The organism is Photobacterium piscicola (assembly GCF_900166965.1).
GTDB lineage: Bacteria > Pseudomonadota > Gammaproteobacteria > Enterobacterales > Vibrionaceae > Photobacterium > Photobacterium piscicola.
Map to the genome: position 1 here is coordinate 289,387 of NZ_FUZI01000004.1, position 16,060 is coordinate 305,446.

Consider the following 16,060-nt stretch of genomic DNA (forward strand, 5'->3'; position numbering starts at 1 on the left):
ACTTGTAGTAACGAACTGAATCATTAATTTACCACTGAATGCTAAAGAACTTAATCATCAAGGGTAATAAATTGCAGATTCGACCTAGAAAAAAAATGCCACACTAATAATAATTCATTAGGGTGGCATTTATTAACATTAATCGTTGTGATTACTAAACGTAAACCACACTCGATTAAAGGCAATATTAGTCTTCTTTTTCTGCAGCGTTAGCAACAGGTTGAGCCTCAGGCTTACTATCAACAGACACAACCAGCGGTGATGCTTGGTTCATCATTTTAGCCATTAAGCCTGCAATACGTTGACGCATTTCACGGCGGTCAACAATCATATCGATCGCACCATGCTCAAGCAAAAACTCACTACGTTGGAAGCCTTCTGGTAGCTTTTCACGTACGGTTTGCTCAATAACACGCTGGCCAGCAAAACCAATCAGTGCTTTTGGTTCACCAATATTGATATCACCTAGCATAGCAAGAGAAGCTGAAACACCACCCATTGTTGGGTCAGTTAATACAGAGAAGAACGGTAAACCTTTTGCAGATAAACGTTCTAATGCCGCACTGGTTTTCGCCATTTGCATTAATGACATTAGCGCTTCTTGCATACGAGCACCGCCACTGGCTGAGAAACACACCAATGGACAGTTCTTCTCAATAGCAGAATCAACTGCGCGCACAAACTTAGCGCCAACAACCGATCCCATTGAGCCGCCCATAAAAGAGAATTCAAAGGCACAGGCAACAACAGGTAAACCAAGTAACTCACCGTTCATCGCAACTAAAGCATCTTTCTCACCGGTTGCTTTTTGGGCTGCATATAAACGATCTTTGTATTTCTTAGAATCACGGAATTTAAGCTTATCTTGTGGCTCTAATTCTGCTGCGATTTCCACTTGCGTATCAGCATCAAGAAATGTTTCAAGACGGCGACGTGCTTTCATACGCATGTGATGGTCACATTTAGGGCAAACTTCAAGATTGCGCTCGAGATCTGCGTGATACAGTACCTGATCACAAGACGTACATTTCGTCCAGACACCTTCAGGGATTGATACCTTACGCGAAGATACGATATTACTTTTCGTTAGAATCTTTTCAAGCCAGCTCATGAATGACCTTTCTTTTTTATTCTTCCGCCAATAATGACCGAAGAGACAAATTCATTAAATATTATCTACGATTAAAACATAATCTTATTAATCTGTAGATAAAAAACTGGTATTACCTTTATAAGTCACTATGACATTTTGGAATAAAAACATCAAAAATCGTTAATAACAGTCATAACACGGTGAATTATTCACCAACTTTTTAGTCTGTATTAACGGTATCACTTACAAAAATAATGGACCTAAAGCCGAACGCGGCAAATTGTATTCTGCAGGATAATCAACATCGACTAAATACAAACCTGCTGATTTTGCTGTTGGCCCCGCAATTCGACGATCTTTTTGCTCAAGTACCCACTTGATCCAATCAGGTTGCTTCTCACCTTTACCCACTTTAATTAAGCTACCTGCGATGTTACGCACCATGTGGTGCACAAACGCATTAGCTTTAATGTCGATAACGATAAAGTCACCTTTACGGGTTACGGTCAAATGCTCTAATCGACGCCACGGACTGCGTGACTGACATTGGCTGGCACGAAATGAAGTATAGTCATGCTCACCAATTAAATATTGCGCGGCTTCATGCATTTTTGCTTCATCAAGATGACCATGGTAATGGCTAACACCGTGTTGGAAAATAGCCGGACGCACTGAATGATTGTAAATCACATAACGGTAGCGACGAGCGGTAGCAGAGAAACGTGCATGGAAATCTTCATTAACTTCATGTGCCCAACGAACAGCAATATCTTTAGGAAGGTATGCATTCACGCCCATGGTCCACGCGGCCATTTTACGTTCAATATCAACATCGAAGTGAACCACTTGTCCAGTACCATGAACACCAGTATCGGTACGCCCTGCACAAAAAACAGCAATCGGCTGATTAGCAATGTGTGACAACGCTTTTTCTAAACGCTCTTGAACACTATCCACATCGACTTGACGCTGCCAACCACAATATTTAGCACCATCGTATTCTATACCTAACGCTATTCGCATAATCTCACTTCGACTTAATTCAACATAAACACACAGGCGATGTTATTTAAGCGCCTGTTCAAAACAGAGGGTGAAGTATAGGGGATTTCGAGGGGTGAGGAAAGTAGGGACGAGGAAGAGCTAAAGATATCGAGTTTCGAGATTATTAGTGTCGAGATAGCCCAATATACGTCATCTCGGAAGGTGAGGCACGGAACTATCAGAGATCTACTCACCGCGTTATTGAGCCTTAAAGAAACCAGTGAAAATAATAACTCTACAACGCGTGAATAGCAGATTCCCTATCGCCCTCGCGGGCATTCGCTGTAGGGAATGACGGGGTTGGAACGGACATTCACTGTAAGGAATGACGGGGTTATTTCCCGTCATCCCGGAAGGTGAGGTACGAAGCTATCCGGGATCTACTCACCACGTGCTTGAGCTTAAAAGAAACCAATGAAAATAATAACTCCACAACGCGCGAACAGTAGATTCCCTATCGCCCTCGCGGGCATTCGCTGTAGGGAATGACGGGGTTAGGACGGGCATTCACTGTAAAAAATCACGGGGTTATTTCCCGTCATCCCGGAAGTTGAGGCACGAAGCTATCCGGGATCTACTCACCACGAGCTTGAGCCATAAAGACACCAGTGAAAATAATAACTCTACAACGCGTGAATAGTAGATTCCCTATCGCCCTCGCGGGCATTCGCTGTAGGGAATGACGGATTGGGACGGGCATTCACTTAGTCCATTACCCGTCATCCCGGAAGTTGAGGTACGAAACTATCCGGGATCTACTCACCGCGTTATTGAGCCTTAAAGATACCAGTGAAAATAATAACTCTACAACGTGTGAATAGCAGATTCCCTATCGCCCTCGCGGGCATTCGCTGTAGGGAATGACGGATTGGGACGGGCATTCACTTAGTCTATTACCCGTCATCCCGGAAGTTGAGGCACGAAGCTATCTGGGATCTACTCACCGCGTTATTGAGCCTTAAAGAAACCAGTGAATTCAACGACTCCACAACGCGTGAATAGTAGATTCCCTATCGCCCTCGCGGGCATTCACTGTAGGGAATGACGGGGATGGAACGGACATTCACTGTAAGGAATGACGGGGTATTTCCCGTCATCCCGGAAGTTGAGGCACGAAGCTATCCGGGATCTACTCACTGCGTTATTGAGCCTTAAAGAAACCAGTGAAAATAATAACTCCACAACGCGTGAATAGTAGATTCCCTATCGCCCTCGCGGGCATTCGCTGTAGGGAATGACGGGGTTGGGACGGACATTCACTGTAAGGAATGACGGGGTTATTTCCCGTCATCCCGGAAGTTGAGGCACGAAACTATCCGGGATCTACTCACCGCGTTATTGAGCCTTAAAGATACAAGTAAATTCAACGGCTCTACAACGCGCGAATAGTAGATTCCCTATCGCCCTCGCGGGCATTCGCTGTAGGGAATGACGGGGATGGAACGGACATTCACTGTAAGGAATGACGGGGTTGGAACGGACATTCATTGTAAAAAATCACGAGGGTTTAGGCACAAAAAAAGCGACAGGCTTTCACCCATCGCTTTTTATCTCGAAACTCGAAACCTCGTCCCTGCTGTTCCTCGCCCCTAAATACGCCTACTTCTTCGCTTTAAACTTATCTAGCAAGGCATTGGCTTCTGCTTTTGTCTCGCCGTCACCTTTTAAAACGATATCTTGTAGCAAATCAACTGCGCCACCAATATCGTTCATTTCTAGATACGCTTTCGCAAGATCCAACTGCCCTGCATATTCCCCCGCACTATCAACATCAAATTGACGGATATTGGCGAACATATCAGGGAAATCCTTTAAACCCACATCAAGGTTTAACGGTTTTTCATCAGGATCGTCTTGATGATAATTCGGATCATCTGCTAGCAACTCATCAATACTGATGTAGTTTGATAATGTCGATGGCGCTGTTTTAATATCAGCTTGTGCAAGATCAGGCTGTTTAGACCAATCTTCACTCACAAGTTCAGGCTCTGCTGCTACGCCCTTCCAAACTGCCGCTTCATCTTCCGCTAATACATCTTCATTATCAGCAATATCGCTATCAACAGTCGTGGCTAATAACTGATCACGTTCATCATTATTCAGTCCACGCTGCGGTGTTATTGTTGTTGCATCAGCATCATCAAACAACAACGCATCCATGTCTAAGCCAGCAGAATCAACCCGATCTTGTTTCGCTTCAGGTGATTGATCAACCTCAGCGGCATCATCGGCGCCTGCTTGTGATTTAAAACCACACTCAAGTGCGTATTGCTCTAGCTCATGTTGCTCTTCAAATGATGCAAATAAAGCCTCATTTTCGTCAAACTCAGGTAACGTACTAACATCAATGTTATCAAACGCATATTCCAAATGGCGCGCAGTATCAAACGGAGAGTATTCAGACTCTGTAGTCGTCGTGCTTGCTTCTACTGGTGCAGGTTGACGTTGTTCCGCGGCTTGTGCTGCTTGTTGTAATTGACGCGTAACATTATCGATTGCAACTTGCTCATCAATCTCAGAGCGATCATCCATTTGCTCTAATGGTGAGGCTTGTGGATCATCAAAAGCAGAAGTTTCATCAAACTCAGGTAAGTCATCAAGGCTTAAAGGTGCGTTATGTACCGCATCGGCCGCTGGCAACGCTGACATTTCATCATCATAGTGATCAAACGCGGCTTGCTCATCAAACTCGGGCAAATCATCAAGATTAAATGCGGTTGTTGCGGGATCAGCCGCTAACAGCTCATCTAATAAATCAGTACTATTTTCGTCAAACTTAATGTCAGATGTTACAGCTTGAGCATCACTTTCATCGGCAAGTAATTCATCTAGCAATGCAGTACTGTTTTCAGCTAGCTCAATCTCGCTATCCAATGACTTAGCATCATCATCTGCAACTAAATCATCTAATAATTCAGTGCTATTTTCAGCAAATAATGAGTCGCTGTCGTTAGTTTCTGTTGGTGTCGTTGTTGAAGTAATATCCGGTAAATCATGATTAAATTGGGTAAATAACGCATCCAACTCATCTTGAGAAACAACCGTCGTTCCTTCTAACTCAGCTTCTGACTTCTTAGCATCAGAGCTTGATGCTTGCGCTTGTTGCAGAATCTCATCTAATAACGCTTGATCAGAAAGTTGCTTCTCAGTATCACTATCCTCTGCTGCCACTAAAGCTGTTGAGGATGGCGTTACTTCATCATATTCAGACAAATCAAAATTAGCATTATCTTCTTCGCTTAGGGATTTTTCCCATAACGCAGCCAACGCTTCATCGGCACTTGGCTCAGGCTTGGCATCAAACTCATCCAATGCCCGTTCCATATCTTCTAGACCGATAGCATTATCGTTAGAGACCGAAATAGAACCAAAACTGTTATCAAATGCATCATCATCAAAATCTGTCTTTGGTGACGCATTTACAGCTTGAGAGGCTTCTGTTTCTGCTGTGTTAACAACCTCTGTTGCCGGTGCGACAACGGTATCTTGTTTTTTATCAAGTTGGTTAGGCTCTATATCTGCAAACAAATCATCATCGGCAAATAAATCATCAAGGTCGTCATCATGATCATTACCAACGAAATCTATCGGTGGCACAACAGCGATCGTATTGTCGTTATCATCCGTCGTTGGTGCTGGTAATGATGGCTGTTGAGGCTCATCTTTTTTACGACGGAAGAACAATAATGCTAATAATGCCGCTATCAAACCACCAGGAATAATGCCAGCAGCAGCTAATGCCCATGGATTACTAGTGAAGCGCTCAAGCCATGTTGTTGCGACTGGCGTTTCAAGTTGTTGAGGCTGTTGTTGCTCTAAAAACGACACCATTTTTTGACGAATGCTGTCACTTTCCGTGATTTGATCTTTTAATGCATCCATATCTTGCTGCATAGCGGATAATCGTAACCGTAATGCATGGTTACTTTCTACTAGCGCATTCATTTTAACATCAGTGACATCAACTTGTGGCTGTTGTGGTTTCAAAGGCACAACTGTCGAGTTACCCTCATCAACTTCACTTACATCGGTTAACACTGCATCTTTTACGATAGCGGCCGTGGCAACATTTGCCGCTGTTGATGCTACTTCTGAATCAATATCGGTTTCAGGTGTTGTGTTAGGCTCGGCCTTAACTGGGGTTAACGATGGCTTCGGTGATAACTTAATCACTCGCGGGGCTTTAGCGGCAGCAGCTTGCTGTTTGGCTAATTGTTCTTCAGCTAGACGTCTTTTTTCTAATTCCGTAGCATAAGGCGCACGTAATTGATCTGCCGCTAATTTACGGCTGACTGAACTCACACGTTGTTGTTGGATTTGATCCATTGTCGGTAATTTTAGGTAACTACCCGGCAACAATGAGTGAATATTATTATTTTCAAACGCATCACGATTTAAATTATAAATAGCGCCAATAACTTTAAAAATAGACACGTTTTTATTGGGTAAATGGCGTGAAGCAATGCCCCATAACGTTTCATTTTCATAGGTTGGGCCATAATTACGCGCCATTGACGACGATGTTGAAAACTGTTTTGTCGGTATGGTCAACTGACCCGTAGTCGCATCTCGATTAAGAGTTGCGTACGAGCTATCTTCACTCTCGGGACCGACGATACGTATAGTATTGGCATTCACTACCGGTAAGTAAGAAGAAATAGTAACAAAAGCTACCGGTAGTACCATACGTTTAAGTATTTTTGGGATGTTAGACACTGCCTACATTCCTCTTTGGCAGAGATAAAATTGCCCGAAATCGTCGCATGGCAACAAATTCGAAATAATAGTTTCTGGTGATAACGACCTAATAATAACGACCAATATCAATAAAGCTTGAATAGCTATATTTAATCATAATAAGCGCCATATTATGTCAAGTTATCAGCAAAAGAAAAGCAAGCAGCTAACGAAATAAAAAAGCGACAGGCTTGCACCCATCGCTTTGTTATTGTGTTAGCAAGTTTGTTCGCACTATTCGTGTTGATACACAGTAATAACGCGATCTAGACCTTACTTTTATTGCTGTTAATTACAAATAGTCTGCAATTAATTTTTCAGCAATCTGAACACTGTTAGTTGCCGCGCCTTTACGAACGTTATCAGCCACAATCCACATGTTTAGACCACATGGGTGACTAATATCTTCACGAATACGACCAACCATTACATGATCTTTGCCTACTGCATCGGTAACTTGAGTTGGGTATTCGTTGCCAGGGAAGACTTCGATACCATCAGTATTTTCAAGTAAGTTAATGGCTTCTTCTAATACGATTGGTTGATGTGTTTCAACATGCACCGCTTCGCCATGACCAAAGAATGAAGACACACGCACACAGGTTGGATTCACACGAATACTAGCATCGCCTAAAATCTTTTGTGTTTCCCACACCATTTTCATTTCTTCTTTGGTGTAGCCGTTGTCCATAAACTCATCAATCTGTGGAATACAGTTAAATGCAATTTGCTTATCGTAAGCTTTAGTTTCGATAGGCAAACCATTAAGCAATTTCGCTGTTTGCCCTGCTAGTTCATCGATACCTTTACGACCAGAACCAGAAACTGATTGGTAAGTCGCAACGTTAATACGATCAATACCGTAAGCATCTTGAATCGGCTTCAGTGCAACTAACATTTGAATCGTTGAACAGTTAGGGTTAGCAATAATGTTACGGTTACGGTAATCCGCAATCGCTTCAGGGTTTACTTCTGGAATCACTAACGGTACATCATATTCATAACGGAATTCAGAAGTATTATCGATAACAACTACGCCTTGCTCTGCGGCAATCGGTGCCCAATGGCGTGATGCTTCAGCACCCGCTGAGAACAAAGCAATTTGCACTTGGCTCCAGTCGAAATCTTCTACATTACGAACGCGGGTTGATTTACCTTTAAAACGTAACGCTTTACCTGCGCTACGATCACTTGCCAGCAAGTAAAGATTGCGAACAGGAAAATTGCGTGCTTCTAGCACTTCGACCATAGCTTCGCCTACTGCGCCTGTTGCGCCGAGTATTGCGATATCATATTCCTGACTCATTGAGTGACCTCTACTACTGTAAAACCTAATTTAGCCAGCGACTCTACCGCAAACTCGGCCTTCGCCGCTACTGTAATCGCACTATATTCACGTCGATCCCAGTAATTTTTACGCATTAGATCAAATGCGGTAGCCATTTTGCTGTTATCGTCACCAGCCGCTAACATTTCACGACGGAAAATACCGTCATCTTTACGAACATCATAAACTAATTGGATCAAGCTAAATAACGTCGCTTCATCCCATTTTCGGCTTAATTGCACCTGAGGTACAGGTGCAATCGGTAATAAATCACTCGCTAACGCATGGTGATCATTACTTAAAAACTGACAAAAACGGTTAAACACCATTGTAGTGCCACGTGCTTTGCCTTCAAGGCCGTATCCCGCCACATGGGGAGTAGCAAATGCTAATAACGGTAATAATGCTAAATCAACTAACGGCTCTTGTTCAAATACATCTAATACAGCCGTTAATGCTTTACCACTGCCATCAACTGAAGCTTGTAATGCCTGTTTTAACGCTTGGTTATCCACCACAGGACCACGAGCAGCATTAATTAAAATCGCATTGGGCTGCATTGCCGCTAAAAAGTGAGCATCGATTAAATGATGAGTTGGGTATTCACCACTACGTGTAATCGGGGTATGGGCTGTGATCACATCACACTCAGCCAATAAACGCTCAAGTGAATCAAACTGACGTTCATCACCTTGAGCTTGCTTTAAGGGATCGTTTAATAAATAACGAATACCCAAAGCATCCAAACATTTCGCTAAATACGTTCCCACATTACCAGCACCAATAATGCCAATAGTGCGATCAAAAATTGAAAAATCCTGCTGCTGACCTAGTACCATCAAGCTACTTAACACATATTCAGCCACACCCACTTTGTTACAACCAGGTGCTGCGGTAAATGTAATGCCCTTGGCAGCTAATAAATCCTGATCAACATGATCTTGACCCGCGGTTGCAGTACCCACAAATTTAAGTTTGTCGGCTTTAGCAATCAGATCAGCGTTTACTTTGGTTACAGAACGGATCATTAAAGCATCAATGCCAACTAAATCATCAGCGGTTAATGTACGTCCAGGTTTTGCAATAACGTCGCCTAACTGGCTAAATAATTCCTGAGCATAAGGCATGTTTTCATCGATAAGGATTTTCATATACGTCCTGTAGCAAAAATTCAAAATAAAGGTTCGCGCAGGAGATTATATAGGAGAGAGGAACAGGTGGCGAGAGTTCGAAGTGACGAGTGGTGAGAGTTCGAAGTGGCGAAATTATAGAAGTAAAAGAACAAGCCTAACACTTATTCCTAATTTATCTTAAATGTCATCTGGCATGTTGATAATACTCAAAATAATAAATGAACAACATATAACAAAGTGATTATCAAAAGTGATCAAAATAAAGCAGAAAAATAATATAACTCACTGCATATATCGCACTAAATAATAAAAAAAAGTAAAATATTTTACTGTATATATTTTTTTTAAATGGATAATACAAATAACAACAAGGACAACAAGTCGCGGTTGTAAATAAAAACTTCCCACACTTACGACACGGTTTTAATCTATCCATAACCCATCCCCCGCACAGATAATACTAACAAAACATATACTATTTATTTATACATCATATCCCCATAAAAAAATGTAGAACTATCCGCACTTCATATATCTGAATAAAATAGGCGTTATTATATATACCGTATTACCGTCTTCGGCTCTCCACCAACCCTAAAACCTCGTCTCTGTTTTTGTTTTATTCTCGAAACCTCGCCCCTGCTCTTCCTCGCGCCTCAAAACCCACACATACAAAAAAGCGACAGGCTTTCACCTATCGCTTTTTTATGCTGTGGATTATCAGACACAAAGCCTCGCTACTCGAAACCTCGCCCCTGCTCTTCCTTAATTACGCTTCGTACTTCTTAATCACTAGCGTTGCGTTTGTGCCACCGAAACCAAAGCTGTTAGACATAACAGTCTTAAGTTCAACATCGCGCTTTTCAGTCACGATATCAAGGCCTTTAGCCGCTTCGTCTAGGTTTTCAATGTTGATACTTGGCGCAACAAAACCATGCTCAAGCATTAGCGTTGAGTAGATAGCTTCGTGAACACCAGCCGCACCTAGTGCGTGACCAGTCATTGCTTTAGTTGCAGAGATAGCAGGGCTGTGATCGCTAAATAGCTCTTGAATAGCACCAAGCTCTTTTAGATCGCCAACAGGTGTTGATGTACCGTGAGTGTTGATGTAGTCAACAGGTGCATCAAGATCTTTCATTGCCATCTTCATACAACGCACTGCGCCTTCACCTGATGGTGCTACCATATCGTAGCCGTCAGATGTTGCGCCATAACCTACGATCTCACCGTAGATTTTTGCGCCACGCGCTAATGCGTGCTCAAGTTCTTCAACAACTACCATGCCGCCGCCGCCAGAGATAACGAAACCGTCACGGTCTGCATCGTAAGTGCGTGATGCTTTTGATGGATCATCGTTATACTTAGTAGACAACGCGCCCATTGCATCAAACATCATGGTTAGTGACCAATCAAGCTCTTCACCGCCACCAGCAAAAACAACATCTTGTTTGCCTAGTTGAATAAGCTCAACCGCGTGACCGATACAGTGTGCAGATGTTGCACATGCAGAACTCATAGTGTAGTTAACACCACGAATTTTAAATGGTGTTGCTAGACATGCAGAAACAGTTGAAGACATAGTACGTGGTACCATGTAAGGACCTACACGCTTAACGCCTTTTTCACGTAGTGTGTCGACTGCATGGTATTGGTTGTATGATGATGCACCACCAGAACCTGCAACTAAACCAGTACGCTCGTTAGATACTTGATCTTCTGCTAGACCAGAATCCGCAACCGCTTGTTCCATAGATAGGTAAGCAAACGCAGCCGCATCACCCATGAAACGCATTTTTTTACGATCAATGTGCTCAGACGGTGTGATTTTTAGATCACCCCAAACATTTGAACGCAATTTCATTTCAGCGAATTGCTCAGAGTAGTTAATACCTGATTTGCCAGTTTTTAGGGATTCTAATACTTCAGCAACGTTGTTACCGATACTAGATACAATACCCATGCCTGTAATTACGGCTCGTTTCATGATGAATTCCTAGTGATATTAATGGAAATACCTACTCATTTTATAGAACAATGACTGCCCTATCTCAATGACTAGAATACGTCCCAAACGGCTTTAAAATCTGCGCTCACATTCCCTATTTCGTTTGCTATAGCGAACGAAAACACGCGATATTAAAGATGTTTGGGCCGATATTGTCTAATTTAACCTTCTTCTTTAAAAATAAACAAAAAAGTTAACGATTGTTTAGTACGAGAACTATAACGGCTTTGCTCCTGAAAAGTGGTCAGCTTTCCTGTATTTCAGGTACAATCTAATCAAAATTGCCCTACAATCGCATTTAGAACCCCTAATTGATGCATTTTTATGCATAAAATGGTGGCAAAATGCTCAGCAGCTAAACAAGAGGTTCGTTTTGTCTCGTCCTACCCCTGCACAGTCTACACTCCGGATTGAAAATGCCATCCTTGATTGGAATGACGTTGGTAGCCCATTATCCACCGACTTTGATGATATCTATTTCTCAAATGACGACGGACTAGAAGAAACACGTTATGTGTTCATCAAACAAAATGGTTTACCTGAGCGCTGGCATGATTTTGATCGACGTCGATTTGTCGTTGCAGAAACAGGGTTTGGTACTGGACTTAATTTTTTTGCACTGTGGCAAACATTTAAAGCCTTTCGTGAGCAACACCCAGACGCAACCGTCAAAGAATTACACTTTATTAGCTTTGAAAAAGCCCCAATTACTAAACAAGATCTCCTCAAAGCACACCAAGTATGGCCAGAACTAGCCGAGTTCACTCAAAAGCTTGATCAACATTATCCCCCCGCAGTTGCAGATTGTCACCGTATTGTGCTTGAAAATGGCATGATCACCCTTGATTTATGGTTTGGCGACATTAAAGACTGTATGCCTCAAGTTTGGGTTGGCAATAACGGCCTTGTTGATGCTTGGTTCTTAGATGGTTTTGCACCAAAGAAAAACCCTGAAATGTGGAGTCAAGATCTGTTCAATAATATGGCGAATATGGCGCGCCCAGGGTGTACCGTTGCAACCTTTACTGCGGCAGGTTTTGTCCGTCGAGGCCTCAGTGAAGCGGGCTTTGATATTCAAAAAGCGAAAGGTTTTGGTGTTAAGCGTCACATGACCGTGGGTACAATAATTAAAAACCACCAGCAAGCGAATTTTAAACCGTGGTTTGCTCGTAGTTCACAACAAACCGCGCAATCAGAGCCAACTGACATCGCCATTATTGGTGGTGGTATTGCATCAGCTACAACCGCTATTTCACTGATCCGCCGCGGTCAAACAGTCAGCTTATATTGTGCTGATAGCGAATTAGCCCAAGGCGCATCAGGCAATCGTCAAGGCGCAGTCTACCCGCTTCTTAACGGTAAACATGACGCTCTCTCTCGTTTTTTTGCGCCTGGCTTTATTTATGCACGTCAATTTGTTGAACAAGCGGCTCAATACTGCCAATTTGATCATGATTGGTGTGGCGTCACCCAATTAGCGTGGGATGAGAACGGTAAAAATCTCACTGAAACAGAAAAACAACACGCAATCACAACTAATGATAAAAAACTCGGTCGCCAGACCCAAAAATTAGATTGTATGTTAGCGGGTGGTTTTCCATCATCATTAGTGCAAAGTTTAACTGTTGAACAAACCCTTGCAATCACAGGTGTTGAAACTGATTGTCGCAGTGTTAATTATCCGCTCGGTGGCTGGTTATGCCCACAACAGTTAACCCAAGCATTAATAGAATCTGCCGTTAAAACAGGCAAACTGACATTACACCTTAACCGTGATGTTACGGCACTAGAGCAAATTAAAACCGAATCTAATCACTCACAATGGCAACTAACCTTTGCTGATGGTACTACGGCAGATCACACCACCGTTGTTGTGGCTAATGGTCATCGTTTTAATCAATATCCTCAAACAGCACCGATTCCAACCTCATCAGTACGCGGCCAAGTTAGCCATGTACCAACAAATGCACAATTAACCAAACTGGAAACAGTATTGTGTTACGACGGCTATTTAACGCCAGCTAACACCAATACAGACAGTCATTGCATAGGCGCTAGTTATGCACGTCGTAATTGCGATCTTGATTACAATGAAGTAGACCAACAACAAAACAAGCAACGTTTATTAGACAGTGTTCCTGCAACAACCTCATGGGCGAGTGAGATTGATGTTGACGCATTCGATCAACCCTCACGTGCGCGCATTGGCGTCCGTTGTGCCAGTCGCGATCATTTACCGTTTGTTGGCAATGTGTGTCGCTATGATGATTTGATTAAGCAATATCAGGATCTAAAAGATAACCAGCTTTACGCTCAAAATGTCCCTGTTTATCAAAACTTATTTGCGATTGTTGGTTTAGGCTCGCGCGGGTTAAGTTCAGCACCTTTACTAGGTGAATTATTAGCATCACAAATTTGTGGCGATCCACTACCATTACCACACACAGTGCTAGATGCGCTCCACCCTGGGCGAATGTGGGTGCGAAAATTAGTGCGCGGGAAAGAGGTGAGATCATAGGATTAGAGGGGCGAGATTTTTAGGGGCGAGGAAGAGCAAAATTAAAGATAGCGAGTGTCGATAGATTTAGTACCGAGACTCGTTATCTCGCTACAAAGACTTATAGGGTAGATTTGGTATCCACTCAGTCTATTATCCACCATCAGAATTACAAACTTAATAGATTACCTTTACATCACGATAAAAGTTTTCATGTGCTCCTAACGCTATTAATTCTAAAGTAACCGTTCCATCTTCATAGCTATATCCAAGTAATGTTAATTGTTTTACCATTTTAAACTTGTAAACACGTAAAAATGACAGATCACCTTTTTTCTGTTCTCCGAGGTAAGGATCTGTCAAAAGCTGACGAATAGCATTATCAAGATCCATTTTTTGATTTTTATGTAGTTTCTTCACCGCTTTTTTAAATGTAGGAGTTTGAAGAATTTGAGTAATGTTAATCAAAACTATAACTCTCTAATTTACCTGCTTCTTTTTCTGCTTTTGCAATAATAGCTTGCTTTACAAACTCGTACGGCAAGTCTGGATTATCTTCCATCATTTCACCAATTTTTGCCCAATGCTCAATTTGCTTAGGTGTTGTACGATTAAGTGCTTTCGCGATAATTGTTGCTTTATCAAAAAGTGCTTGGTCAATTCGAACGCTTGCTGTCGCCATTGTTCTATTCCTATTAAATAAATTCTCAACATTAACTGTAGCAAGTTGCTACAGTTGATGCAACTCGCTACTCAAAGGCAGAGACGAGAAGGAGCAACCTCATCCCTGCTTTTCCTCGTCCCTGCCCTTCCTATCTCTTACTCACTCGCGGCAATGATCACCGTTGCCTCAGGCTTAACCTTCCTCAACTCTGCCGCTAATGCCGTCTGTGCTTCAAGATCGCCATGCACCACTTTAATCACTTGTGGGCCTTGCTCAATATCGGCCACAAAACTGACCAGATCCTCTTGTGCAGCATGGGCAGAATAGCCTGATAATTGGTGAATCTGCGCCGCAACATCAATCACCTTATCGTCAATTTTAATCACTTTTTCGCCATCGACTAATGCGCGTCCAGTGGTGCCTTGTGCTTGATAACCTGCAAAAATAACATCGGTACGTTTATCTGCTAACAAAGCTTTTAAATAATTTACCACTCGCCCACCTGAGCACATACCGCTGGCGGCAACAATGATCGCAGGCTCACCTGAATGTTGAAGACGATTAACCAATTCAATATGATCTGCATGACTATCAATGGTAATGCATTGTTCAAATGCTAATGGATGTCGCCCCATATAACGTCGTTGCTTGGCTTCTTTAGCCCATAGCTCATGAAAATGACGATATTGTTCCGTTACCTTTTGTGCCAATGGTGAATCCAATATTACGGGTAATGTTTTCCACACCCTTTTAATGGTTTGATCTTCATTAGGATCAACATCCACTTCTGCAATAATATTTTCGAGATCAAATAACAATTCTTGGGTGCGACCGACACTAAAAGCAGGAATAACAATTGCGCCACCATCTTGCAATGAACGCTCAATGATCTGTTTTAATACCCGTTGTCGATATTCAAGCGGGTGGTGAGGTTTATCGCCATATGTACTTTCAATTACCAATGTATGCGCAGATGTCGGTGGAATAGGATCAGTGAGTAATGGCGTATTTTTAGGTCCAAGATCGCCACTAAAAACCACTATTTCATTGGTCGGCAATTTAATTTCAATATAGGCCGAACCTAAAATATGCCCTGCCGGACGAAAACAAATCTTAACTAACTCACCCGTGGGTAATACAATTTGTGCCCAGCAATCATAAGGTACCGGACGAATACGCTGGTGTATTAATGCCAATGCTTTTTCACATTGCTTATTATTGAGCCCTAACTGAATTTTAAGTCCATCTTCTAACATCAAGGGGACTAAAGCTGCTGTTGCCTCGGTCGCGTAAATAGGCCCAGAAAACCCAGCCGCAAGTAACCACGGCAAGCGGCCTATATGATCAATATGGCTATGAGTCAGTAATAATGCAGCTATATTATTAATATCAAATTCAATATCTAACGTATCACGGGCTTCTTTTCCTTGGAATAAACCACAATCAATTAATAAACTATTATCCCCCATAATAAGCTCATGACATGATCCTGTTACTCCCGTTTTCGCGCCATGATGAACAATATTCACTGCTATCCCCTCTGCTTATAATAAATAAAAG

The 16,060-nt window shown here is 42.4% G+C and carries 10 protein-coding genes; 1 reads left to right on the forward strand and 9 read right to left on the reverse strand.

Going from position 1 to position 16,060, the window contains the following annotated elements:
* Positions 1–187 precede the first annotated feature (187 nt).
* From accD to fabB, 6 genes are all read right to left on the reverse strand, one after another.
* Positions 188–1,111, reverse strand: coding sequence for an acetyl-CoA carboxylase, carboxyltransferase subunit beta (accD, locus tag CZ809_RS12710; RefSeq protein ID WP_080158000.1), 924 nt, complete (start codon positions 1,109–1,111; stop codon positions 188–190).
* Positions 1,112–1,336: 225 nt separating this feature from the next.
* Positions 1,337–2,116, reverse strand: a complete 780-nt coding sequence (truA, locus tag CZ809_RS12715) for a tRNA pseudouridine(38-40) synthase TruA (RefSeq protein WP_080158001.1) — start codon at positions 2,114–2,116, stop codon at positions 1,337–1,339.
* 1,620 nt (positions 2,117–3,736) lie between these two features.
* Positions 3,737–6,853 carry a FimV/HubP family polar landmark protein gene (locus tag CZ809_RS12720; RefSeq protein ID WP_080158002.1) on the reverse strand — a complete coding sequence of 1,039 codons (3,117 nt, stop codon included), beginning with the start codon at positions 6,851–6,853 and terminating at the stop codon, positions 3,737–3,739.
* A 313-nt stretch (positions 6,854–7,166) separates the two neighbouring features.
* The gene (locus CZ809_RS12725) at positions 7,167–8,180 is read right to left on the reverse strand and encodes an aspartate-semialdehyde dehydrogenase (protein WP_080158003.1); all 1,014 of its coding nucleotides are present in this window, start codon (positions 8,178–8,180) and stop codon (positions 7,167–7,169) included.
* The gene (locus CZ809_RS12730) at positions 8,177–9,352 is read right to left on the reverse strand and encodes a 4-phosphoerythronate dehydrogenase (protein WP_080158004.1); all 1,176 of its coding nucleotides are present in this window, start codon (positions 9,350–9,352) and stop codon (positions 8,177–8,179) included. Before CZ809_RS12730 ends, CZ809_RS12725 begins: the two co-directional genes overlap by 4 nt.
* Positions 9,353–10,103: 751 nt before the next feature.
* Positions 10,104–11,318, reverse strand: coding sequence for a beta-ketoacyl-ACP synthase I (gene fabB, locus CZ809_RS12735; protein WP_080158005.1), 1,215 nt, complete (start codon positions 11,316–11,318; stop codon positions 10,104–10,106).
* Between the two features lie 394 nt (positions 11,319–11,712).
* Here fabB and mnmC point away from each other — a divergent pair, with 394 nt between their 5' ends.
* Positions 11,713–13,857 (forward strand): bifunctional tRNA (5-methylaminomethyl-2-thiouridine)(34)-methyltransferase MnmC2/FAD-dependent 5-carboxymethylaminomethyl-2-thiouridine(34) oxidoreductase MnmC1, encoded by a 2,145-nt coding sequence (mnmC, locus tag CZ809_RS12740; protein WP_080158006.1) that lies wholly within the window; start codon positions 11,713–11,715, stop codon positions 13,855–13,857.
* A gap of 156 nt (positions 13,858–14,013) precedes the next feature.
* Here mnmC and CZ809_RS12745 read toward each other — a convergent pair whose 3' ends face one another.
* The 3 genes from CZ809_RS12745 to CZ809_RS12755 form a co-directional block, all read right to left on the reverse strand.
* A complete protein-coding gene (locus CZ809_RS12745; RefSeq protein ID WP_080158007.1) occupies positions 14,014–14,304 on the reverse strand; it encodes a type II toxin-antitoxin system RelE/ParE family toxin in 291 nt (96 codons plus the stop codon).
* Complete coding sequence (locus CZ809_RS12750) at positions 14,297–14,518, reverse strand: TA system antitoxin ParD family protein (protein WP_080158008.1); 222 nt, start codon at positions 14,516–14,518, stop codon at positions 14,297–14,299. The genes CZ809_RS12745 and CZ809_RS12750 overlap by 8 nt, the downstream gene beginning before the upstream one ends.
* 137 nt (positions 14,519–14,655) lie before the next feature.
* Positions 14,656–16,029 carry an MBL fold metallo-hydrolase RNA specificity domain-containing protein gene (locus CZ809_RS12755; RefSeq protein ID WP_080158009.1) on the reverse strand — a complete coding sequence of 458 codons (1,374 nt, stop codon included), beginning with the start codon at positions 16,027–16,029 and terminating at the stop codon, positions 14,656–14,658.
* Positions 16,030–16,060 lie beyond the last annotated feature (31 nt).

Excerpts from the sequence above, each read along its gene's own strand:
- accD (WP_080158000.1), bottom strand. The coding sequence starts at position 1,111 with ATGAGCTGGCTTGAAAAGATTCTAACGAAAAGTAATATCGTATCTTCG.
- truA (WP_080158001.1), bottom strand. The coding sequence starts at position 2,116 with ATGCGAATAGCGTTAGGTATAGAATACGATGGTGCTAAATATTGTGGT.
- CZ809_RS12725 (WP_080158003.1), bottom strand. The coding sequence starts at position 8,180 with ATGAGTCAGGAATATGATATCGCAATACTCGGCGCAACAGGCGCAGTA.
- CZ809_RS12730 (WP_080158004.1), bottom strand. The coding sequence starts at position 9,352 with ATGAAAATCCTTATCGATGAAAACATGCCTTATGCTCAGGAATTATTT.
- fabB (WP_080158005.1), bottom strand. The coding sequence starts at position 11,318 with ATGAAACGAGCCGTAATTACAGGCATGGGTATTGTATCTAGTATCGGT.
- CZ809_RS12750 (WP_080158008.1), bottom strand. The coding sequence starts at position 14,518 with ATGGCGACAGCAAGCGTTCGAATTGACCAAGCACTTTTTGATAAAGCA.